16 protein-coding genes are annotated in these 22,340 nt (G+C 64.7%); all 16 read right to left on the reverse strand.

The window, feature by feature from the left end; genetic code table 11:
- Positions 1 to 39: 39 nt before the first annotated feature.
- The 16 genes from AABA48_RS11835 to AABA48_RS11910 all read right to left on the reverse strand — a co-directional run bounded on the left by AABA48_RS11835 (position 40) and on the right by AABA48_RS11910 (position 22,101).
- Positions 40 to 2,979 (reverse strand): CxxxxCH/CxxCH domain c-type cytochrome, encoded by a 2,940-nt coding sequence (locus tag AABA48_RS11835; protein WP_286350619.1) that lies wholly within the window; start codon positions 2,977 to 2,979, stop codon positions 40 to 42.
- 393 nt (positions 2,980 to 3,372) lie between these two features.
- Complete coding sequence (yedE, locus tag AABA48_RS11840) at positions 3,373 to 4,434, reverse strand: YedE family putative selenium transporter (protein WP_014552012.1); 1,062 nt, start codon at positions 4,432 to 4,434, stop codon at positions 3,373 to 3,375.
- Positions 4,434 to 4,973 (reverse strand): hypothetical protein, encoded by a 540-nt coding sequence (locus AABA48_RS11845; RefSeq protein ID WP_045667612.1) that lies wholly within the window; start codon positions 4,971 to 4,973, stop codon positions 4,434 to 4,436. Before AABA48_RS11845 ends, yedE begins: the two co-directional genes overlap by 1 nt.
- Before the next feature lie 22 nt (positions 4,974 to 4,995).
- Positions 4,996 to 5,901 carry a phosphate/phosphite/phosphonate ABC transporter substrate-binding protein gene (locus tag AABA48_RS11850; protein ID WP_014552014.1) on the reverse strand — a complete coding sequence of 302 codons (906 nt, stop codon included), beginning with the start codon at positions 5,899 to 5,901 and terminating at the stop codon, positions 4,996 to 4,998.
- A gap of 37 nt (positions 5,902 to 5,938) precedes the next feature.
- The gene (locus AABA48_RS11855) at positions 5,939 to 6,808 is read right to left on the reverse strand and encodes a GeoRSP system SPASM domain protein (RefSeq protein ID WP_286350620.1); all 870 of its coding nucleotides are present in this window, start codon (positions 6,806 to 6,808) and stop codon (positions 5,939 to 5,941) included.
- Between the two features lie 4 nt (positions 6,809 to 6,812).
- A complete protein-coding gene (locus tag AABA48_RS11860) occupies positions 6,813 to 7,934 on the reverse strand; it encodes a GeoRSP system radical SAM/SPASM protein (RefSeq protein ID WP_286350621.1) in 1,122 nt (373 codons plus the stop codon).
- Positions 7,924 to 8,238: a GeoRSP system PqqD family peptide chaperone gene (locus AABA48_RS11865; RefSeq protein WP_286350622.1), complete on the reverse strand. Its 315-nt coding sequence runs from the start codon at positions 8,236 to 8,238 to the stop codon at positions 7,924 to 7,926. The genes AABA48_RS11860 and AABA48_RS11865 overlap by 11 nt, the downstream gene beginning before the upstream one ends.
- 44 nt (positions 8,239 to 8,282) lie before the next feature.
- Positions 8,283 to 8,603: a cupin domain-containing protein gene (locus AABA48_RS11870; protein ID WP_010943536.1), complete on the reverse strand. Its 321-nt coding sequence runs from the start codon at positions 8,601 to 8,603 to the stop codon at positions 8,283 to 8,285.
- Between the two features lie 59 nt (positions 8,604 to 8,662).
- Entirely contained in the window at positions 8,663 to 10,576 is a 1,914-nt protein-coding gene (locus tag AABA48_RS11875) for a permease (RefSeq protein WP_286350623.1), read from the reverse strand.
- A gap of 40 nt (positions 10,577 to 10,616) precedes the next feature.
- The gene (locus AABA48_RS11880; protein WP_286350624.1) at positions 10,617 to 11,525 is read right to left on the reverse strand and encodes a ResB-like family cytochrome C biogenesis protein; all 909 of its coding nucleotides are present in this window, start codon (positions 11,523 to 11,525) and stop codon (positions 10,617 to 10,619) included.
- Between the two features lie 19 nt (positions 11,526 to 11,544).
- Entirely contained in the window at positions 11,545 to 12,102 is a 558-nt protein-coding gene (locus AABA48_RS11885) for a glycine betaine ABC transporter substrate-binding protein (RefSeq protein ID WP_014552019.1), read from the reverse strand.
- A gap of 72 nt (positions 12,103 to 12,174) precedes the next feature.
- Positions 12,175 to 12,864: a carboxypeptidase-like regulatory domain-containing protein gene (locus AABA48_RS11890; RefSeq protein WP_045667616.1), complete on the reverse strand. Its 690-nt coding sequence runs from the start codon at positions 12,862 to 12,864 to the stop codon at positions 12,175 to 12,177.
- Positions 12,861 to 15,350, reverse strand: coding sequence for a right-handed parallel beta-helix repeat-containing protein (locus AABA48_RS11895; protein ID WP_286350625.1), 2,490 nt, complete (start codon positions 15,348 to 15,350; stop codon positions 12,861 to 12,863). The genes AABA48_RS11890 and AABA48_RS11895 overlap by 4 nt, the downstream gene beginning before the upstream one ends.
- A 289-nt stretch (positions 15,351 to 15,639) precedes the next feature.
- Positions 15,640 to 18,780 carry a multiheme c-type cytochrome gene (locus AABA48_RS11900; protein WP_286350626.1) on the reverse strand — a complete coding sequence of 1,047 codons (3,141 nt, stop codon included), beginning with the start codon at positions 18,778 to 18,780 and terminating at the stop codon, positions 15,640 to 15,642.
- Between the two features lie 36 nt (positions 18,781 to 18,816).
- Positions 18,817 to 19,656, reverse strand: a complete 840-nt coding sequence (locus AABA48_RS11905) for a cytochrome c3 family protein (protein ID WP_010943544.1) — start codon at positions 19,654 to 19,656, stop codon at positions 18,817 to 18,819.
- A 66-nt stretch (positions 19,657 to 19,722) separates the two neighbouring features.
- Positions 19,723 to 22,101, reverse strand: a complete 2,379-nt coding sequence (locus AABA48_RS11910; protein WP_338270427.1) for an Ig-like domain-containing protein — start codon at positions 22,099 to 22,101, stop codon at positions 19,723 to 19,725.
- Between the last annotated feature and the right edge of the window lie 239 nt (positions 22,102 to 22,340).

The following is a 22,340-nucleotide window of genomic DNA, read 5'->3' on the forward strand; positions in this document are numbered from 1 at the left end:
CCCTCGTGTGGCGTAGATGGCGGAAAGTCTATTGCATGGCTACATGGCCGAATGGCAACTGACGCACTCGGTAATGCCGTTGTTGTCGGTCCACTTCACGCTCTGGCCGTTGTGGCAGGCGATGTTGGAGCAGGTCTTGGTGCCGCCGTCCCACATGGTGGCCGTGTCGAGCGCCTGCTTGGCTGAATCGTTGGCACCGGAGACCTTGTAGCCGCCGTTGCGCTTCCAGACGCTGCTGTAGGTGGCGATGGCGAAGCTTGCCGGCCGCATCTGGGCTTTGGAGATGACGGCCACGGGTTTGAACGCCACATCCACAAGGCCGTTGACGTGCTTCGACCGGTCCGCGATCGCAGCCCGGTTGCCCGACAGGGCGCCGACGGCGTTGCCGTCGTAATGGCAGGTCTTGCAGACCGCGTTGTCGTCGTTGCGGGCGGTGGTGACGGTCTCGTAGTGGCAGATGTTGCAGCTGATGGTGGTGGCGGTGGCTGCATTGCCATGGCTGCTGCTGCCGGTGGTGCCGGCCGTGGCGCGCTTGCCCGGGCTGCTGTAGATGTTCATGGCGTGGATGCCGATCTGGTGGCCGCCTGCCACGCCGGTGTAGCCGAGGAAACGGTTGTTGTAGTGGGACGAGGACCCGGCAATGGTGCTGTTGGGCGAGTTGCCGTGACAGGCGGCGCAGCGGTCGCCGGCAAAGTTGCCGCCGTACCAGTCGGGCGTGGCGGCGTAGACCAGGTTTGCGGCGTAGCCGTTGCTGTGGCAGTAGACCGACGCGCACCTGACCGACGCGCCGGTGGTGCCGGTCAGGCCGCTGCCGGCTGAATTGAGTCCGCTGCCGTTGGTCGCGCCGTTTTTCGTTTTCAGCCCGCCGGCATTCACATCGTTCTTGCTGAGGGAGAGGTCGATGTGGCCGTCGATGTGGTGCACCGGATCCATCGGATGGCAGTTGGCGCAACCGTAGCGATAGGCCGCTCCCACCGGGTGGTTGCCGGTATAGGCATAGAAGGTCGGGATCATCCCTCCCACGTGGATGCCATGGGCGCCTCCCAGCCCGGCGATGGGGTGGCAGGCGTTGCAGTTCTGGGCGGAACCGCCCCAGCGGGGGGTCGCGTAGGCCCTGCCGGTCTGCCGGCCGTTGGAGTGGCAGTAGACGTTGGTGCAGCGGCGGCTGAGGTCGTTGTAGGACGGGCTGTTGCCGCCCGCGACCGCGGTGTTGAAGGTGACGTTCTTCTGGGTGTTGGCGTGCAGGGTCGTGCCGGGCACCAGGGAGACGCCGTTCTGGGTGGTGCCGGCGTGGCAGGTGCTGCAGTCGCCGGCCGACCTGACGTGTTTCGGGTTGTGGGAGTTGAACCAGTTACGGTCGGCAGAGCTGTAGTTGTTGTAGTTGGGCTCGCCGAACCGGCTGACAAAGACCCCGGCCGGGCCGGCGGTGGACGCGCCGTGACAGGACGAGCAGCCGTAGGTGGTCGCCGTATCGCTCCAGGGCACCATGGTCCGGTATGCCGGGGAGCGCTGGCCCGAGCTGTGGCAGTAGACATTCGAGCAGGTGCCGGCGGCGATCGTGCCGGCCCGCGGTCCGGAGTAATCCTTGAAGCGGTTCACGTGCCTGGCCTTATCGGCAATGGTCAGGTTCCCTGAAACGGTAGGGGCGTGGCACTCCACGCAGCCGATACCCGTGCCGAGCCCGCCGTTGTAGCTTGCATCCACGTGTTTGCGGTGGTTGTTTGACGCAATGACGTTGCCGCTCCCCTGCTGACCGCCATGGCAGCCGGTGCAGCCTGTCGGGAAGTCGGCCGCCCCCCAGGTCACGGCGTAGTCGTTGAACGGCGGCGTGGTGGTGGCGCCGTCGGAGTGGCAGTAGATATTCCGGCAGGTGCCGTAGGCGGTGCCCACGTCCTTGGCCACATGCCCGGCGGCGCCGCCGTAGGTTCCGGCGCTGCCGATGGCGGCCTCGAAGGAGATATCGGCCTTCTTGTTCACGTGCTGCGTCGGATCGCCGATCTGGCGGGAATTCGTCACTGTTGCGCCATGGCACTGGACACAACCGATCTGCGCCGCGGCATTCACCCCCACGTGCGCCCCGTGGGACCCGGTCTGCATGGGAGAGCCGGAGTCGGCATCCCCCCGGTGACAGCCGAGACAACTGGTGCCGAGCGTGCCGGCCCAGTCGGGCGACTGATTGGGAGGGTCGTAGCTGCCGGCCTTGGTGCCGGGGCTGTGGCAGTAGAGGTTGGTGCACGCGCCGGTGCGGGACGGGTTGTAGAGATAGAGGGGATAGCTCACATCGCCGCTGAAGGAGCCGCCGGTGTTGGGAAATGCCGTGAACTGGATCACCAGCCCCCGCCGGCCGGCGCTCGTGGCATGGGAGAACGCCCCCTTGCCCGGCTTGGCCGCATGGTCGGGGTGACACTTGACGCAGGCCGTGGTCACATCCCCGTAGTACTGGGCATGCTTTGCGTGGCGAGCGTCCGCCGGAGGGGCGCTGTGGCAGGTGGCGCATTTCTGCTGGATCGTCTTGCCGCCGTCCAGGTAGAGCGGCGTGGCCCCGTTCTGGGGGGTCGTCTTCTCGAAGTGGCAGTTGACGTTTGAGCAGGTGCCGAAGCTCGGGCTCGCCGTGCGGGTGAAGGAGGTAAGGTTCCTGTAACGGGCCGTGAGCCGCGAGTTATTGATAGTGGACACAAAGTCCAGGTTGTTGTTGCGGTGGTTGTAGGTGGTGGGCATCTTGTGGCAGATGGCGCAGTTGGGGGTTCCGGCGCTAAGCCAGGCATGGGTGTCGTGGCTTCCCATGAACCGGCCGGTGGAGATGTTGCGATAGGGGGCATCAACCGGCGGCATGCCGTGGCAGCCGGAACAGTCGGTAATGGTGCCGGCTGCGGCCGTACCGGCGAGCGCGAAAAGCGCAGCCGCACATGCCAGCGCCGACAGGACTGCCGCACCGGCCAGTGCACAGCCCCTGTGCCATTTCATATACACATTAATCATGACGACCCTCCGCCTCTTTCCGCAGGAGTACCCGACAACTGACAATTCTTGCAGCCCCTTAACGGCCCGCTGTCGCCTTATCACCGACCAGCAAGCATAACAAATATTAATTATTACAGACTAATTCAGCGTGAAATCGGTTAAGCGTTTGATATTTCTAACCCTACCGTTTTAATACAATATGAAATGTCAAAATCACCAACTGTTATTTCACTGCGTCAATAAGCAAAGCAAAAACCGAGCCTTTTATCCCGGAGATCCCAGTGAAATGGCATATACACTCATGTGGTGAAAAGTCAGTCGCAGACAGTCATTGTTAAATTTGAGTAAAAAAAGAACAACACCGGAGGGATGCGCCTCAGAACACTGCAAAAACACTCAAATAATCGGCTGTCAGGCGGTACGGGCCCGCCAGAAAAGGCAGGCGGCGAGAACTGCGGCGAATCCCGCCAGAAGGGCGGCCTTGCCGGCAAGGGAAACGCCGGCTGCCGTGGCGGCTATGCCCCACGACTGGACCAGGGCGCCGCCGATGAGCATCCCCACCACCACGAGCCCCGCATCGGCGTCCCCCTCGCCCGCCTTGATGAGCTGGCGGAAGGGGCAGCCGCCGATGAGGACGGAAATCCACCCCACGAGCCCCATGCCGAGGAAGCTCCAGAGGTGCTCCGGATGGGCGCCGGGCTGGCCGTGGAGACCGGGGTTGAATCTGCCGAAGGCTACGTTGGCGGCCACCGCCGCAGCCAGAAAGGCCACCACACCCCAGAGGGCCGGGGTCCGTCTGCCCATGATGAACGCATCCCGGATGCTGCCGGTTATGCAGAAGCGGCTCCGCTGGGCCATGGCGCCGAGCAGCGCGCCGGCGCCCAGGGCAAGGGGGACGGGAGCGTGCTGTGCCGCGCTCCCCTGGCCGGAAAAGATGATGAAACCGGGGCGAACGAGAAGAAAGACCAGGAGCAGGAGAAAGAAGGCCGGGATCAGCGGGCCGCCGTGACCAACGCCCGGTGACGGGTGCCCCGGCTCCACCCCGTTGGCGAGCCCCCTGAGACCGGCCCAGACCCCGGCGACCAGCCCCATGACGCCGGCAACGGCGGTCAGGTCGCCGGCAGCCAGGCGCAGGAAGAGCTTGATGGGGCAGCCGATGAAGATGGCACAGCCGACAATGAGGAACACTCCCGCAACGAGGCGCGGCAGGGGGGCGCCCCCGCCGCGGGAGCGGAACTCGCGAAAGAGCAGTGCGCTGGCGGCGGCGCCGAGCACGAAGCCGATCAGTTCAGGCCGCAGGTACTGCATGCGGGGGTTGTCGTGCATCCCCAGGGCCCCGGCGCTGTTCTCCATGAAGCAGGAAACGCAGATTCCCGAGTTCTCCGGATTACCCCAGACCGCCAGAAGCGCACCGAGGCCGCCGAGGAAAAGCCCCGCCGCCACCACCATCCAGAAATGCCGATCCCGCAGCACTACTCGCACCCTCCCGCCAGCCGGCTCTTCAGGTAGTTGACCTTGCGCAGGGACGCCGCCAGACTCCGGTTGCCGGGGTTGGCGGCTGCCCGGCCGCCGATGCCCGCCAGCCCCTCGGCCACCAGGCCCTCGATGGCGCGGCGCCGTGACAGGGGGCTCTGTGCGTCCACGTAATCGCCATTGAGCCTGACCCCTTCCTCAAAGGAAGCCACGGCCTCGTCCAGTGCCCCCATCTTTCGGAGGATCTCCCCCCTGAGGATGTAGCCGTGGGCCTCGCCGGGGTAGCTGCGGATCAGCTCGTTCAGCCTCAGGAGGGCTTCCTGGTCGTTGCCGGCCGTGCGCAACTCCTCCACCGGCCCATAGAGCCTGGCGATCAGCTCGACGCGGGCGCGATAGGCCATCTCACGCTCCACGGCCTTGCCGAGGCCCGCGGCCCTGCCTGCTCCTGCCCCGTGATTCGTTGCAAGAACACCGGCCAGAGCCGCAATGACGACGGCCAGGAGCAGCCAGGTTATTTTGTCGAAGGTGTCGGTGAACATTGAAAAAACCAGCCTTTTCAGGTCAGTACGTCTGATATGGCGGCATATTGACACGCTTCGCCATTTCACGGATAAGGTCGTAATCGCTGTCCAGCAGATCTTCATAACCGTCGATCCAGGCGGCCTTCAGCACCTTGAGCCGCTCCCCGTCCACCTCGGCGGTGTCGCCGGGCTTCAGGGCCAGGAGGGCGTCCTTCACCTTCTTCACCAGGGCCGGATCGGTTCCCTTGGCCACGGCAAAGGTGCAGTAGGGGATCGGCTTGCTCTGGGCGAGGATGACGAAGTCGTCCGCCGAGATCTTTCCTTCCTGTGCCATGGTTTCCAGGTCAAGGACCGGCGCGGCGGCCACGTCATACTTGCCGTGCAGGACGCCGTAGATGAGCTTTTCGTGCTTGAAGGAGCCCGAGGGGATGGAATAGGTCCCCAGGTCGTGCTCCGGGTTGATGCCGGCCGAGAGCATCAGGTCGTACTCGGCCAGGTAGCCGGTGGGAGCCAGCATGGGGCCGAAGGCCAGCCTCTTCCCCCGGATGTGGTCGAGTGTTTCGATGCCGCTCCCCTTGCGGGCGATGAGGGCGCCCGCGGAACGGGAGCCGAAGGTGCCGCGCTTTTCCGATGCCACCAGCTCGACGCCGTGGTTCTCCCGCAGGATGACGTAGATCAGGGAGTTGGTGTGGGTAAAGGTGAACTCGCCGGACTTGAACCGTTTCTCGAAATCGTGGGTATCCACCGGCACCGCCACGAAGTCGACCCCGCACCTGTCGGACAGATAGCGGGTGAGTGGGAGGAAGCGGGACATGGTCTCCTGCTCGTTGTTGCAGAGCATGTAGCCGATCTTCACCACGGGCCGGGCCCCCTCGGGCTTACAGCCGGCAAGGAAGACGGCAAAGAGGGCCAGCATGAAACATCGCGTCAGGGTCGAAAAATTCATTACATGGAGTCCTGTCGTTGTCCGGGCGGTTAACCCGCTACCAGCACGAGGGGTCTTCACCCTCAAGGGATTGATGCATGACGTATGCCCTGCCGCGGCATCCCCCCCGGCATTCCGCCAGCTCGCCGCAGGCACCGCAGGCGCGGGGATGCTCCAGGAGCCGGCGCCGGAAGGCCTTTTTCGCTTCCGAGGCAATGAGCTCCTGCAGGGGCATCTCGCCCGCGGTGCCGAGCCTCACCGGCAGGGTGGGACAGGGATAGACGCCGCCGTCGGGGGCGATGGCGATCATGGTGTTGGCCGCCTGGCATCCCCCCTGGGGAAAGGGTACGCCGGGGTTGAAGGCCCGCCAGAGGAACGGATCGTGAATGGTCAGGGCAAGGCGCCGGGCGCCGCCTTCGGCGTCCAGGGCGTTCGCCAGCTCCCGCTGTTCGTTCATGGTGAGGAAGAACGGGGGCTCGCCTCCGTACAGGCGTTGCATGGGGAGGACGAGCCGGGTGATCCCCCGGTCGAGACAGTAATGCACAAGGGTCGGGAGTTCGCGCCAGTTCCCGTGGGTCACCGCATAGGATACGCCGGCGGACGGCTCGTCCTGCCACTCCCCGGAGTCGAGCAGATCGGCATGGTCCACGTCAAGGAACAGCTCCCGCACCGCCCCGTGGGCAACAAGGGCCCGGACGGTATCGTCATGGGCCTGGGGGGTGATCGTGAGGGTAACGGCGGCCGGGCCGCCCCGGAACCGCTCCAGCACCTCGCCGAGCCAGCCGGGAGAGGTTGGCGCGGTGCTCGTTACATTCAGCATGAGGGGCCGGCAGTCGATGATCCCGGCGGCGATCGCCAGCAGGAGCGACGGATCGGCCGCGGTAGCGGGGAGATCCCAGTAGATGGTTATGGGAGACGAAAGTTCCATAGAATCATGCCCAGCAGTGGGGGTCGGGACTGTTCAGGTCGCCGGTGAGGGCCAGGGCCCGGGCGGAGCAGCCGCCGAGGCAGTCCTCGTACGCGCTGCAGCCGGCGCACTTGCCGGTGGGCTTCTTGGTACGCAGCGCCGCCAGTACTGCCGAGTCCCGCCAGACCTGCTTCAGGTCGTCCCGCACGATGTTGCCGATGACAACGGGAATGAAGCCGCAGGGGGTCATGTCGCCGTTGGTCTTGATGTTCAGGGAGAGCTTGCCGCAGACGCTCCCCTTCACGAGGCTCCCCGCATCGCGGGCCCCCAGGAGGGCGATGATCGGGTCGTCCAGGGAGACGTCGAGCCCCGACTCCCGCTCCCTGGCGGCCAGGGCGCCCCGGTAGAACTCCCGCCACTCGGCGGGCGAAAGGTCCAGTTCATCCCTGTGGGACAGACCCAGCCCCGAGCACTTGAAATTGTGGAAGTTGAGCTGTCCCACCCCTTGCTCCCGGGCAAAGGTCACAAGATCGTCGATGGCCGTGTGATTGATCCGGCAGATCACCGTGGAGATAGAGGTGGCGATGCCCGCCCCGGCCAGATGCCGCAGGGCAGCCACGGCCCGGCCGTGGCTGCCGTCAACGCCGCGGAACCGGTCGTGGACCCGGGGGAGGTGGCTGTCGATGCTGATACCCACCCGGGTGAACCCGGCGTCCCGCAGGGCCGCCGCCGTGTCCCGGTCAATGAGCCAGCCGTTGCTGTTCAGGGAAATCCGCAATCCCGACCCGCTGGCGTGCCGGGCGATCTCCAGCAGCCCCGGGTGCAGGAGGGGTTCCCCGCCGCCGAAATTGACGGAAAAGACCCCGGCAGCGGCCGCCTTTCCCAGGCATGCCAGAAGGACGTCCCGGGGGAGTTCCTCGTGGGTGTCCCCCCGGCTGTAGCAGTGGCGGCAGGCGAAGTTGCAGGTGTTGTTGATGGCCCAGTTGATGGTGAGGGGCGCTTCCAGTGACGGCGCGTCCGCTCGGCTGGCGGCGTTGGCCTCATCGTCGGCTCCCCGGCGTGTCGCCGGATGCGCCTGCGTTGCCTCCCCTGCGCCGCCGCGCTCGCCACGCGAACTCACCGTCGCGGTTTCCCTGTCATTGTGCATAGCGGATAAACCCCTTGACGGCCAGTTCGTCCAGGAATGCCTGGACATCTTCCCGCAGCACCGCCTCGTCCACCTCGAACTGGAGGAGCAGCTCCGCCACGATGCCCTCCGGGGTCCGGCCGTCACAGAGCTTCCAGATTTCAGTGCCGAGATAGTTGAGGGAGAGCATGGTCCCCCCGGAGAACAGGACCGAGGTGCCGGTCTCCTCCACCGCCTCGCCCCGGTCCAGGGCCTCCAGGACCCGGGCCAGGGCATCGGCCTCCTCGCGCCACATGACGTCGGGGTTGCGATGAATCGTCTTCACGTTTCTTACCTTCCTTGCTCTCACAATCCGTTGTTGTGAATGCCCTAATCCCCCTGCGCCGTTATGGAGGCAATGACCAGATTCTCCTGGGAGGCGTTGCGGATGCCGTGATCCTCGAACGCGGGAACGATCACGATCTGCCCCGTGGTGATGGACTGGGTCTTGCCGCCGGACTGGAACTGGCCGGTACCCTCCATGACCATCCAGATATGGCTGCCATGGTGGGTGTGGGTCACGATCTCCTGGCCGGGCTTCATGCAGATGAGGCTCACCCGGGCGTGATCATCGGACCAGATGGTTTCCTGGTGGCGTTTTTCATCGTTGAACGTTTTGAGGGTCTGGACGTCGAGCACCTGTGATTTCATGCATTCCTCCTGAATGTGGTTGTGTCATCCCGGCTCATGGGGTGCCCAAGGTACCCGCTTCAGGCCTTCCTGACAAGCTTCAGAACAGAGCCGAGCCACGCGGAGGCCCGGTTGAAGACGGATGAGGCGGTGGAAACCCGCACCTCCCCGCCCGTGTCGGCGACACCGGAGAAGGTCACCCCGTAACGGGAAGCGAAGAGGTTGACCCCGCGGGAATCCGCTGCGCCGGCCGACGGCAGCGGCACGACCAGGGCGGCGCCTCCCCGGGCGTTATGGTCCGCCAGGAGTTTCGCCTCGGCATCGCTGAGCCCGGCGGCGCCGTCATCGCCGCAGAAGAGCCAGACCTGGCCCCACTCCGCCAGCAGCCCTCCGGTGAGGCGCGGCACCTCGCGCCGGTCCACCGTCTTCACGGTGAAGCCCCGCGCCGCGAGTTCGGCCAAGACCTTCTCCCCCAGCAGCACCGCGGCACCGCCGGCACCGTCCCCGAGGCGGCAGACGAGGATTCTGGTGGAGGCGGCCGAGAGGGAATTCTCTTCGAGCCAGTCGGCGATGTTGCCGATGTAGGCCCCGGTGTCGTAGCGGTCGGCCATGGCTGCGGTGAACCGTCCGTACGTCCCGTCGAACACGACCCCTCCCCGCCCGTCCACGGCATTGGTGTAGGTGGCGACGGTCCCCTTGCCGGCGGGGTCCATCACCATCCGCACGTTGGGATCGTGCTTCAGGACCACGGCGGATGTGCCGCCGGACAACGACGCGACCCCCCGCAGGAGAGGATTGCCCACATCCACGCCCGGCACGAACACCAGGAGCCGGAAGGCGTAAGCAATCAGGAGCGTCCCCGAAAGGCAGGCGAACATGTAGAGGAAGAAGACCCGCTTCTTGAAAAAGGTCCAGAAGAGCACCATGGTGGGCACCGCGGTCACCGGCCCGCCGATCATGAACGCAAGGGCCGCCCCGGCGTCCATGGTCCCGCCCAGGGCCCCCTTGATATGGTAGACGATGCTGGACGCGCTGATCTGGTGCAGGAACATGGGTACCGACGCCAGGGTCACCCAGACGATGTTCAGGGGATCCGTCCGGCCGAAGAAGCGGTAAATCCACTCCTTGGGCAGGTAGCGCTCCACCACCGCGCCGATGACCACCCCCACGATGACGTACTTCCCCACCACCCAGACCATCTCCGCGGACTTGGCCAGGAAGATGAGGAACTTGTTGCCGGTCCTGACGGCGACCCGGTTGCCGAATTTCCGCCGGCAGTTGCACCGCAGCCGCTCGTCCGGGTAGTCCTCGTCGTGGAAATCGCCCCGCACGATCCCCCCTTCGACGAAGATCTCGTTCTTCCGGAAACCGGGCCGCTTGCTGAGGGCAAGGGTAACCAGACCGGCGAAGATCCCCATGGAGAAGGCGGAGATGGTCCTGACCACGGTCCACTCGGGACCCAGGTCGTTCAGGGTAAGGAGATAGGTTGACGGGCTCAACAGCGGCGAGGTCACCATCAGGGCCATGACCGGCGCCAGGGGAATCCCCGCCACCAGGAGGCTGATGGCGGTGGTCACCGTGCCGCAGGCGCACAGGGGGGTGATGATCCCCACGAAGGACGCGAGAAAGACGCTCAGGGCCCCGTACTTTCTGAGGGATGCCTGGAGTTTCACGGCAACCTTGAAGGTCCGGAGGTAGCCGGCAATGAGAATGCCCACGATGAAATAGGGCAGCACGTCACGGAGCTCGGCCATTACCCCGTGGTCGCTGAAAAACAGGTCCCAGAGCTCGCTGCCGAGCAGCACGGGGAACGAAACCGGCGCGGCATCGGAGGAGACCAGGTGCCCGCCGGTGCCCGTGCCCCACACGTGCCAGACCACCAGGGACAACGAGATCAGAACCATGACGATCAGCATCCGGTTCCCCGACTCAGCCTGGTGTCCGTGGACCTCGCAGGCCTCCCTCGCTTTTGCCCTGAACGGATTCACGAGCACGATACCCTGCCCGTGCCGGCTGTTCCGATGCCGGAGATATTCATTGCTTCCTCCTCAACCGCCTGGCGCACGCCAGTACCGCACCGAGCCCCACCATGGCGAACCCGGCGAAAACACACGGCCTTCCCGGGTCCCTGACCACCTGAATGCCAGCAAAAGGCATGCCCATCGCATCCGTACCGACCTGGGTGTTGTAGAAATAGAGGCCGTTCCAGATGAAGGGGGCGTTCACCTCGGCCGTACCCTCCGCCATGGCAACGCCATCGCGGCTCAAGGCCAGGTCGACCCAGAGCCGCTTCAGGACCGGATTTTGAAACGCCACCAGCCTGAAGTCGTAGGGGAACTCGGCGGGGAGGCTGCGTTCTCCCGAGGTATCGCAGGTGCCGACGAGCTGCCCGTCGCGAAAAACCGAGAGCCTGAGGACCTCCGAGGGAAACTGGAGGGAATCCGCCGTCACGCGATAGGGCCCCGCCGTGAAGCTGTCACCGGTCTTCAGAGTGTGGAGCGCCTCCTTCGCGCTGCCCCTGAGGACCCCCACCCTGACCGGAATCGGGTAAAACTCCCGATTGATCCGCGTGACCGTCAGGTCGGCACCGAGGGGAGCGTCCCGCTCCAGGTCCCACCGGTAGGCCTGGTCAACAGAGGTTCCCTCGTAGACGTTGACGGTCGCCACGTGGCCGAACGTCCGGGCCGCAACGCCCCCGCAGATTACCAGCACGCCCAGGTGCAGAATCAGCACCGGCACCGAAAGGGACCGGAACCGGCGCAGCGTGCAGCAGACGAGATTCAGCGCCACTCCCGCCAGCAGGCAGAGAAACGCCGGATGGGCGTAGAGAGCCCTGGTCCCGGCGAACGTGCCGGGGATCGCCGCCACGGCAACGATCAGGAACAGGGCCACCGCCAGTTCCATGGAAGCCAGGAACCGGCCTATCCGTTTCAGTAGAGTCACCGGGAATGGTCCGCTCTGGTCAGATCAGTTTTTTCGACTTTAGGAAGTCTCTGACCGCTTTTCTGGACTTGTCGCCGGCGTCCGCCGACTTCAGCAGCCGGGCGCAGGCGTCGTTGGTGAGCACCCCGGAGAGCTTGGCCAGCAGCTTGGGCAGGGCCGGGTAGTTGTTCAGAGTTTCCACCGTCAGGACGGGAGCATACGAGGGCGTGCCGCCGAAGGGCTCAAGCCAGGCAAGGTTCAGGGTTGAACGATAGCCGCTCTTGATCGCCTCCCGTGCCGCCCCGTCACCCGCCTTCGGCTTGCCCAGCACCTCCAGCGCGCGCTCGGGGGTTTCCACGAGCAGGTTGACGTCGCCCTTTTTCACGGCACCGTAGAGCTCCCGGCTGTCCCGGTAGACCTGGACCTTCACCGCGGTGCCGGTCCGCTCGGTGATGAGCAGGGACATCATTTCCGCCAGCAATCTCTCCTGGGGCGTGTTGGGAACGCCGATGTGGAGGGTCCTGCCGACACAGGCCCCTGCCAGGTGCGCACCCACGAGAACCGAAACCGCAACAATGCAGCAAATAAGCTTTTTCATTGGTCACCTGTCTACCATGGTGGTGCAGACCGCTGTCTGCGTTGATTCGGAGCGTGCCCGTGACGAGTGCTCTCAGTCTGGCCCCAGCCCCACGTCCAGGGCACTATCCGCTGTGCCCGGGGAAGGTACGAATTCCGCCGAGGCGCGCCATGTGGACGGCGGAAACCGCCTGGAGCTCCCCACGTACTGCTTGTGGCCCGCGGGGACGATGAGGGTGTATCGGCCGTCCGCCCCCGTCCAGGCCGAGATGTAGTCGGGCATGCGGCTGTTGTCGCTGGTGGCCGACGCAAACACAAAGGCATTGGCCACCGGGTTCCCGTCGCCGTCCAGAACCCGTCCCGCCAGCTTCACGAAATCTGCGACCATGGGCCGGCGCATGCGCCCCAGGTCCCGGATATCGGCTACCGTAAAGTCCTGCTCGATCTCGGCATCCGCGGTCAGGTCCATGACGGCCGGTTCCCCCGAGTGCTTGTCGCCCGGCATGAGCGGACCGTATGATTCGTCCAGCTTGAGCCGCGCCACCACCCAGTAGGTTCCCGGCGGCACCCTGACGGCCGTGGTGCCGTCCCCTGCCGACGGCGGTGAGATGAAGGTTGCGGGCCGCCGGACATGGGCCGAGTCATAGACAAAGAGCTTCACCCCTGCCATGGGCTTGCCGTCCACGTCCGTCACCCGGCCCCTGAGGACCGCCGCATCCGCAGCGCCGGCCAGGAAGCCGGTGAGCGCCAGCCAGAGTGTCGCCCGGAGCGCCGCTCCCCTCATGGCGTCCCTCCGTTTGCCGGCCCAACCGGGCCCGGCTTGTCCAGCCAGGGCTCGTAGAGGACCATGCCGATGCCCGGCTCCTGGCGGCCGTCAAAGATCGTCCCGCCCGGATCCCCCTCGCCCCACCAGTTGCCCCGGGCGTTCACGTCCTGGTCGTTGAAATCGCCGATCCGCATGTTGTAGCCGCTGTTGCCCACGAGACTGTTGCCCGTCACCGTCAGCCCGCCCCCCTTCTCCCGCACGAAGATCCCCGTTTCATTCGCCGTGATCAGGTTCTCCGCGATGAGGGCGTTGCCGATGTACGAGCGGATGCCGATGGTGTTGTCCCGAAAGGTCGAGCGGCGGATCCGGACCGGGCCGCTTCTGAAGCGCATGCCGCCGTAATTGTGCCGAATCAGGCAATCGGTGACGGCGAGATCCGTGAAATGGCTGTGAATGCCCCAGGTGGCGTACTCGACGATGCAGTTGGAGATGACGCTTCCCGTGGCGTATTCCAGCAGGATTTCGTTCCAGTCGGAGGGCCCTTTGCGGTCGACAGAGGTGAACCGGATCGTGCCGTCCCGTTGTCCCGATGCAAGGAGCTTGCCCTTGATCTCAAGGCCGGTGCCGGCGGCGAACTGCACCGTTGTTCCCGGGGCAACGGTCAGGGCCGCGCCGGGGAGTACCGTCGTGGGGACGGCCACGGTGATGGTGCCGCGCCAGACCGTATCGGCGACCACGGTCGCCAGCGGCCAGACAAAGGGGGTGGGAGCGGCCCCCGGCCGGCCGAAATCGACACGCCCCAGCCGCGGATCGTCCCGCTGGTCGTTGATCACCTGGGCCGGGTCCCGTCCTCCCCACCAGTTGCCGGGGGCGGAAACATCGCCGCTACCGTCCAGATCGATGGCATAGAGACCGTTCCCGGCGAAATTGTTGCCGCTGATGATCCCGGCAAAGGACAGGATTCCCATCCCCCGTTCGCCGTTGTCGGCAATCAGGTTCCCCGTGATCAGGGAGCCGGAATCCTGGATGTTGAAGCCGCTCAGGCCGTTGGCCGTCACCGCGTTGCCTGCGAACTCGACAGAGTCGACGTTTTTCAGGGAGATGCCCGTTTCGGCGTTGCCGGAGATGCTGTTGCGGTTGACCTCGCCGTGGTAGAGATCGGCCGCCATGAGGCCGAACCGGTTGCCGTCGAACAGGTTCTCCCTGACCGTTACCGCTCCTTCGCGCAGGCGGAGCCCTTCCCTGCCGTTGGCCACGATCCTGTTCCCGCGGACCGTGAGGGTGGTGCGGAAGAAATTCCCTCCCACCTGGTTGCCGCAGAGCAGGTTGTTCACCAGTTCAACCTCAGAATCGCGCCCCTGAACCCCGCTCTTATTGCCGCAAAGGGTGTTGCCGTGCAAGGCCACCACCGACTCCTGGAACTGGATGCCGCGGTAATTGTTCGCGAGGGTGGTGTTGTGGATCGCCACCGTGGAGAAGTGGAAGTGAAGTCCCCGGTAGGCGTGCTCAATCCGGCAGTGTTCCACCAGGTTCTGGCCTGCCGAGCTGTTCATGATGTTGACGGCATCCCAGTCACCCATGCGCCGGTCCTTTTCGGCGGAACGGAAGGTGATGGGCCGGTCGGGAGTCCCCTTGGCCAAAAGGCGCCCCTGGATCATGATCCCGTTTTCGCCGATGCCGTCGCCGTTGGTGTCCCGCCGGGTAAACTCGACGATCGTTCCCGGCAGGATGACCAGGCGGCTCCCCTCCGGCACCCTCACCGTGCCGTCCACCAGGATTCTCCCCTGCCACAGGGTCTCGCCCAGCAGGACCATGTCCTGGTACCGGCGGCTGACCGGCGCCTCCTCGTTGACCGGCGGCCCCTTCGGCAGGGTGTGGGGCCGGACCGCTGCCGTGTGGGCGTCTTTCTTCCGGTTGCGGGCCACCTCGGTGGCATGGGCGGTCACCCGGGCACCCTGAAGGGATACGACGCCGTAATCGTTCTCGATGATCCTCGCCCCCTCCACCGTGATCCGCGACGCTGCCCCCTGCGCCACCAGGCCGTACCGGTTTTCCCGAAGCGTCGACGAGGAGAGATGCAGCGTCCCCTCCGCCACGGAGATCCCGCTGTCGGCGTCGGCGACCAGGCATTCCCTGATGGCGGCGGTGCCGCCGTCGATGAGGATTCCCGCCCAGCTTCCCGCCCTCTTCTCCTGGCCGGAAAACCGGACCGGAGCCGTCACGGTGCCCTCAACCGCCAGCCTCCCCCGGATGGTTATCTCCGTGAGGGGCGAGAGATATTCGGGGTCGGTCTTGGTGCTTTCCGCGGCCGCGACCGTGACAACGGTGCCGGCCCGGACGGTCAGGGTGACCCCCTCGGGCACGACAACGTCTTCCGTGACCGTGACGTTCCCCTGCCAGACCGTATCGGACGTTATCACCCCGGCGATCGCGCCGGCGGGGAGGCCGAACAGCAGGGCGGACAGCAGCGTCAGGGAAAGGGCGGCAATTCTGGCGAGCGACATGGGTTCGAGCATAGTCTCACAAAAAGCAAAAGAGGTGCCGACGAATACGGTTCGGCACCTCTTTTAGGGATTGTGATCGGTTTCTCAGCAGGGATGAACCACTGCGCTCCCGACAACCCTCGGACGAATATAGCTTTTTTTCTTCACCTGATTTTCCTCCTTTGTTTCCGTGCGTACCGCACTCTGTGCATCTGCCGGGAACGACCTTCCGGCCGATGCCCTTATCGTTCCGGTGCCGGGCTCGCAGCCGCCGATGATTTTGCCGGCTGCCCTGCTCCGGTCTCGCCTGCTACTTGTCGTCGGACCAGCGCGGCGTCGGCTGGAAGTGGCAACTGACGTTCCAGCAACTGCCGGTGGCATCCGGGGACTGCTTCGAGTACCACTGTCCCTTATCGGCGTTGAACTTGTACGTCGGATCGATCTTCACGTTCACTGCCGACTTCTTCTGCTGGGTGCTGCCGCCGGCCCAGACCGACTCGTCGCCCACGTGGGCCGCGGCACCGTCGTAGTGGCAGGTGAGGCATGGGGTGAAGCCCTGGGACGGTCGCAGGTTCGACATGAGGTGACCCAGCTTCACGTGGGCGCCGCCGCCGCCCGAGTAGTTTTCGAGACGTGCCGTCGAGTAGTTGGCCTGGCTGGCAACGAAGCCCTTGGGTGTCGGCGGATAGCCGTGACACTCGTCGCAAGCCTTAGGCTTGAAGGCAAACGTGTTGCGGTGGGAGTGGCAGTTCAGGCAGCCGGTTGTGGGGTGGCCGGATCCTTCGTTGACGCCGCGCCGATAATGGCTCGTTTTGGTGTGGCAGGTCTGGCATACGCCGCGGTACGGAGCCTGTAGCTGCACGAGATCGGCCGTGGTGGCATAGCTGATGGTGGAGGTCAGTGCCCCGAAAACAAGGGTGGTCCGGACCATGGCCCGGTTGCCGGTGCCGTGGACGTCATGGCAGGTCTTGCACTCCATGGTGTAATTGCCCAGGTCCACGGCATGGCGGGTCACGTTGCGCCTGGTGGCGGTGGGGACCTTGATGGCATCATTGTGGCAGCCTGCGCAGAGGGTGTAGTCGTTCACGGCGATCCGCTTCTGGTCGCCCGAAGTGCCGTTGATGTGCCCGCTGTCGGCATCGTGACAGCTTGCGCACTGGCGACTGGCGTCGAAGCCGGCCCCGGCCTGGCCGTGGCCGCTGGCGGTGAAGTTCGTTTTTGCCGGCGCGGTCTTGCCGCCGATGACCGAGAGGAGCCCCGTGTGACAACTTTCGCAGGTCACGCGGCCCGAGGTCCAGGTGGCGCCGTTCTTGTGGCAACTGGACGTACAGTTGGCCGAAACCACCTGGACGGAGCCGTTCACGTGGGTGATCGCCGTTGAGGTCGTGTAGGTGTGGCAGCTCTGGCAGGCGGATACCGTTGCCCCCAGGATGGCCTTGGGACCATAGTCGAGGGTCAGGTGGGCCGCGTGGCCGTTGGTTCCGATGGTCTGGGCGCTCGTGGCGGCGATGGTGGGGGTGGCGTAGTGACACTTACCGCACGCGCCGGTCGTCGGATCGACCCACTGGGGAGTCGTCACCGGCGCGCCGCCGCGGCCGTCGCCGTGGCATCCGGCAACGCTGCAGGTCGCCGTGTTCACATTGTAGGTACCGCTGCCGACGTTGATGGTTCCCCGGGCGACGCCGTTGAAGACGACGGTTTTCACGCCATCCACGTGGACCGATTTGTCCTTGATGGTGGAGGGACCGCTGAGCGTCGCGTAGTGGCAGTTCTGACAGTTCATGATCCCTGCGTTGAAGTGGGCCGGGTGGGCGTTGGTCAGGGGGAATGCCGCGTGGCACGAACTGCAGCCCGACAGCTTGCCCACGCCGTTGCCCCACGTGAACGTCGTATTGCCCGGCGCGCCGACCACGGCCTGCAGCGAAGCGTTGCGGGGAGCGCCGTCCGAGTGGCAGTAGGTCGCCGTACAGGTGCCGTTGCCGGACGGGTTGTAGGTGGGGTTGGCGCCGGAGCCGATACTGGCGATGATGCCGGTCTTGTCGACGAACACATCCTGGAACGTGCCGGTATTGTGACTGAAGCCCTTGTGGCACTGGTCGCACGCTATGCTGTAGTTGGCCCCGCCGCCGGCATGCCGGGCGTGGGGGGTCTGGGTTTCGTTCTTGAACACACCGGAGGTTGAATAGTCACGAACGCCGTCCTTGCCGTAGCCCGACGGCCCGCCGGCAGTGTTGACGGTGGGGGGGAAGCCGTGGCACTGGGTACAGTTGGCCGAAAAGCCCTGGGAGTGCGTGTGGCAGCTCCGGCAGTCGGCTGCGTTGGTGCTCGAGTGCTGCCCGATGGTGCCCGGCAGGGGCGAGTGACAGGCCAGGCAGACGCCGAAGGCATCCTTGTTCCAGTTTTTCCGGGCAACCGAGGTGTACTGGTACATGACCTTGGCGTTGCGGACCGCTCCGTACTGGGTGGAGATGTTCATGTACCGGTTGATGAGATAGGCGTTGGGGGCGGTCCCGTCCGCCTCGTCCACGTGGCCGCCGTGGCAGTCGGCGCACTGGACGTTCTGGTTCTTGGTGCCGTTGTGGTTCTTGACGCGGGCAGTGGTGTTTGCCGGGTCGTCGGCCGACTTGTGGCAGTTGGTGCAGATGTTGGGATCGCTGACGGTCCTTCCCTTCAGGTCCGTGCGCAGCAGCATGCCCCGGGACGTGGAAAGGAGCCCCATCCGGGCGCTTGATGCATTGTCGAAGGTGCGGCTGTTGGAGTCGGTGTAGTGCACCCCGTGACAGGTGGTGCAGACGACCGCGCCGCTGCGCGACATCCTCATGGCCGATGTGGGGTTGGCCGGGTTGCTGTTGCGCGGCGGGCTGTAGAATTCATCGGGCCGGGCCGCGGCCTTGGTCGAGTAGTTCACCGTGACGGGGTGGGATCCCCTGGTGTGGTCAACGGTCTTGCGGGGCCGATGGCAGTCGAGGCAGAGCTGGTCCTCGTCGTTGCGCACCCGGAGGAACGGTTTCGAGTTGTAGGTCGATGAATAGAGGTCGTGGATGTTGTGGCAGCGGGCGCAGGACACGGTTCCGATGAGGAGCGACTTCGTGAGCCTGACGTCCGAAGGGGCCACCGCGCCCGCCTTAGGCACCACGTCCTTGCCGATCCAGTTGTGGGATGTCTGGTACGTCACCGCCGGCCGGGCACTCGTCCAGGTGCGGAAGGGGTTGGCGAAGTCGGTCATGGCAAAGGGCTTGCCTGAGCCGTAGGGATCGCTCGGGTTGTGGCAGGTGAGGCAGACGTTGTTGTACCCCGTGGAACCGAGGGTGCTGTGAACGGTATGGCAGGAGGAACACTTGTAGCCCTTGACGCTGCCGAGTTCGTGGGGATAGTCGATGGCCCACGCGGCGATCGGGACGAAGAGCGTCACTAATGCCGTGACGAAAGTCCTCTGTAGTATTCCGTTCATGGTTGGCTCCCGAATAAACTAAACAAAACAGTACAATTACTTGTTATGGCAGGCGAGGCACATGGCACTCCCCTCATTGCTGCGGGTGAGGAAGGGCGTCAGGGATTTGTCCCCCACGCCGGTATCCTGCCGATCATAGGTGTAGCCGTAAGCCACGTGGGGGTCGTGGCAGGTGGAACACTCCATCCGGTCGCGGTTGGGACCGAAGAACCGCAACCCCTGGGACTTGGGGGTCTCAATGGGCCTCAGCGACGAGAGCCCCGCATCCACCTTTTCCTGGTAGGCGGCGGCATAGGAGAAGGAGATGGGGTGATCGTCCATGAGGTTGCTCCCCGCATAGGGGTCCGCATCGGTCTTCCCCAGGTTAGCCCGGTACCCGCTGCCGAACATGGGGAGGTTGAGGGAGAAGTCCCCGGTCGGATGCGCGCCGAAGGGGTCGTCGTAGTCTCCCCCGATGTCGACTTTCTGGTCGCTGCCCACGGCAATCCCGTAGTTGCCGGTATGGATGACGTTGATGGCGGTCCTGCCGTCATGGCAGGAGAGGCAGAGCAGGGACTCGGGTCCCGGCGCAGTCACCGCTTTGGCCGTATTCGTCAAGGTTGCCGATGATGTGTACATTTTGAATGTCTGTGTCGGCATGACCTTGTTCCAGAGCGGCTTGGCCGGCTCTGAATAGTGCGGCGTATGGCAGAAAATGCAGACCTGATCGACACCGAGGCTCACGAAATGGCGCTGGCCCTGGGTGAGCCCACTGCCCGCATCCGTATTGTTGGACATATTGTGTGCCGTCCAGCGGATATTGTTGTTCCCCGCGTAGACAGCCGTCCAGGCCGTCATCACCATCCCTAGTATCACCGCTTGCACAACACTCTTCATCCGTGCGACCTCGTTCCGTATAGATCCATCTTCAGGCTGCGTCCCGGCACCAATCCGGCCCGCTCACTACCAGCTTTGCAATCCGAGTGCCTTTCTCAGGATCAGGAGCGCGTCCACCAGGTCAATAACCCCGTTGGGCCGGGACTTGCCCTGATAGAGAGGGCCGATGTCCCCGCTGGCCAAATGGGATGCGGAGGGAGACAGCTGTCCGGTGAAGATCCTGAGAGCCACCAGGGCATCGACCACCGTGATCCTGCCGTCGCCGTCGACATCGCCGTCAGCTGCCCGCACCACCAGAGACCGGACCGTGCTGTTGCCCGCGGCATCGGTGGCCTTCACCGCCAGCGAATGGGGATCGTAACTTCCCAGTGTCAGGACGGCGTGCCAGGCGCCCTCTGTGATGACGACCTCTCCGACGGTACCGCTGTGGTCCTCTACGGCCACGGTCGCGCCCCGCTCCACCGTTCCCGAGAGTTCAGCCGGATAGACGGTGTTAACCTCATTAAGCGTCAGGACGGGAGGGGTTATGTCGTAGATAAGGGTCCGCGTCACCACACCGGCGTTGCCCGCGGCGTCCGTGGCCCGGACGGTGACCGCGTGGGCACCTTCCTCGCCAAGATGCACCGACAGGGAGAACGACCCCTCGACCGTGCTTACCTCAACCGGCACACCGTCCACATCGGCTGTTACGGTAACGGGACTCGTGTCGTTCGCGCTCCCCACCAGTCCCACGACCTGACGATTGACCGCCATGTCCTGGGCCGGAGAGGTAATGACGATCGCCGGACTGCCCGCATCATAGGTGAGGGTCCGCTTCACCGCGGTCGTATTGCCGGCAAAATCCACCGCCACCACCTCGATCGTATTGAGCCCCTGAACGAGCGGCACGTCGGCACTCCAGGCGCTGCCGTCGAACCGTGCCGGATGGCCCGCAACCGTCACGGTGGCTGCCTGGTCAACGGTACCGCTGACGGTCACATGATCGACGGCAACGAAGGCCCCGTCAGCAGGTGACGTGAAGGTCACCACCGGGAGGTCGCAATCGTAGAAGATGGTGCGCGTATTCACGGTCAGGTTGCCCGCAAGGTCGGCAGCGGCAACAGTGATAACGTTGGCCCCGGGGCTGAGCGTCACCGCCGTGCTGCCGGAACCGTTCGTCATCGCGACCGGCCGGCCGTTCACGGCAACCTCACCCGGATGCGCATCGCTCGCCTCGATCCGTACGTTCTGAACCTGTTCGCTGGTATAGCTGCCGTCGGCAAGGGCCGAGACCGTAAGGACCGGAGCGGCGGTATCGAGAATCGCGGAGAAAGCGGCCAGGGCTGCCGCGCTCAGGGGGCGCACCGCCTTGACTGTCACGCTGTTCACGCCGGGAGCGAGTGCCACCGTATGGCTCCAGGTATCGCCGAACACGGTGGCGTTGGCGGTAATGCCGGTGGCCGCGTTGGTCACAGTAACCGCGCAACCGGGTTCGACTGCCCCGGAGATGTGCTGGGCAAAAACATTGGTCACGGCTGCGGGAACACTGTCGACCGTCAGATAGGGGGCCTGCTGCAGATAGGTGACCGATGCGGTTTTGGTGCTGGTATTGCCGGCCGCATCCCGGGCAATGACCGTCAGGACGGTTTCGCCGGGGGCAAAGCCGGCCAGGGAAACCCTCCACGTTGTGGGCGTCGGGAAGGAAAGCGTACCCACCGTGGTCCTGCCGCCGGCCGTCACCGTTACCGACGCCCCCGCTTCCACGGTGCCGTGGAGTTCGAGCGACGGCGCGTAGAAGGGGCTCACCAGCGGATCGATGTCAAGGGCGGGGGGGATGGTGTCGGTTGTCAGACCACCGCCGTCAATGCCGTAGACAGTCAGATTACCGTAGCCGTTCACAACCAGCAGACGGCCGTTGGCCTGATCAAAGCGAAGATCCGAGGGGACCATCAGCTTGCCGTTGGTGGTACCGTATCCCCCGATATAGGCCAGAAACACCGGCACCGCGGCCGGCTCCACCACCTGGACCTGGCCCTGGAAGGTGTCCACCACATACATCCGTTTGAGAACCGGTGTCGGATCGTTGGAATACTCGAAAGCAACCCCTTGGGGGGCGGTAAATTTCAGGGGACCGGAACCGAATGCGCCGATGCTCCTCACAAAGGTGCCGTTCGTATCGAAAAACTGGATACGCCCGTTTCTCGTGTCAACAACCGCCAGGTGACGGGCTCGCTTCTCGAAGGCAATGCCCGTGGGGGTGGAGAACTGGCCCGCAGCAGCACCGAACGTGCCGAACCGCCGCACGAAACCGCCGGCCGGATTGAATACCTGTACGCAGTTGTCGAGGCTGTCAACCACGTAGATGTAGCCGGTATCATCGACGGCGATGCCGTTGGCCATTTTGAACTGGCCGGCGCCGATGCCGAGCTGTCCCGTCACGGAACCGGCACCGTCGACGATGACCACGCCATTACCCTGACTGACTATCAGACTGCCGTCCGAGGCGACAGCCACGCCTTGTGCAGACTTGACCGTCCTGATGACATCCGTTAAATGACCAGAATTGTCATACTTCAGCACACCACCGGAAAGCGCATCGGTGACATAGAAGTTGCCCGCGGCATCTCCCGCAATTCTAAGTGGAGAGCGAATCCCCTCCGTAATGGGAGCGTGTGTTGCCACCCCGGGAGCGGGTATGGCAAAAG

It is taken from the genome of Geobacter sp. 60473, from assembly GCF_036323535.1.
Taxonomy (GTDB): Bacteria; Desulfobacterota; Desulfuromonadia; order Geobacterales; family Geobacteraceae; genus Geobacter; species Geobacter sulfurreducens.

Bases quoted from the DNA above. Each gene is read 5' to 3' on its own strand.
- AABA48_RS11835 (WP_286350619.1), bottom strand. From the start codon at position 2,979: ATGATTAATGTGTATATGAAATGGCACAGGGGCTGTGCACTGGCCGGT.
- AABA48_RS11845 (WP_045667612.1), bottom strand. From the start codon at position 4,973: ATGTTCACCGACACCTTCGACAAAATAACCTGGCTGCTCCTGGCCGTC.
- AABA48_RS11850 (WP_014552014.1), bottom strand. From the start codon at position 5,901: ATGAATTTTTCGACCCTGACGCGATGTTTCATGCTGGCCCTCTTTGCC.
- AABA48_RS11855 (WP_286350620.1), bottom strand. From the start codon at position 6,808: ATGGAACTTTCGTCTCCCATAACCATCTACTGGGATCTCCCCGCTACC.
- AABA48_RS11860 (WP_286350621.1), bottom strand. From the start codon at position 7,934: ATGCACAATGACAGGGAAACCGCGACGGTGAGTTCGCGTGGCGAGCGC.
- AABA48_RS11870 (WP_010943536.1), bottom strand. From the start codon at position 8,603: ATGAAATCACAGGTGCTCGACGTCCAGACCCTCAAAACGTTCAACGAT.
- AABA48_RS11885 (WP_014552019.1), bottom strand. From the start codon at position 12,102: ATGAAAAAGCTTATTTGCTGCATTGTTGCGGTTTCGGTTCTCGTGGGT.
- AABA48_RS11890 (WP_045667616.1), bottom strand. From the start codon at position 12,864: ATGAGGGGAGCGGCGCTCCGGGCGACACTCTGGCTGGCGCTCACCGGC.
- AABA48_RS11895 (WP_286350625.1), bottom strand. From the start codon at position 15,350: ATGTCGCTCGCCAGAATTGCCGCCCTTTCCCTGACGCTGCTGTCCGCC.
- AABA48_RS11900 (WP_286350626.1), bottom strand. From the start codon at position 18,780: ATGAACGGAATACTACAGAGGACTTTCGTCACGGCATTAGTGACGCTC.
- AABA48_RS11905 (WP_010943544.1), bottom strand. From the start codon at position 19,656: ATGAAGAGTGTTGTGCAAGCGGTGATACTAGGGATGGTGATGACGGCC.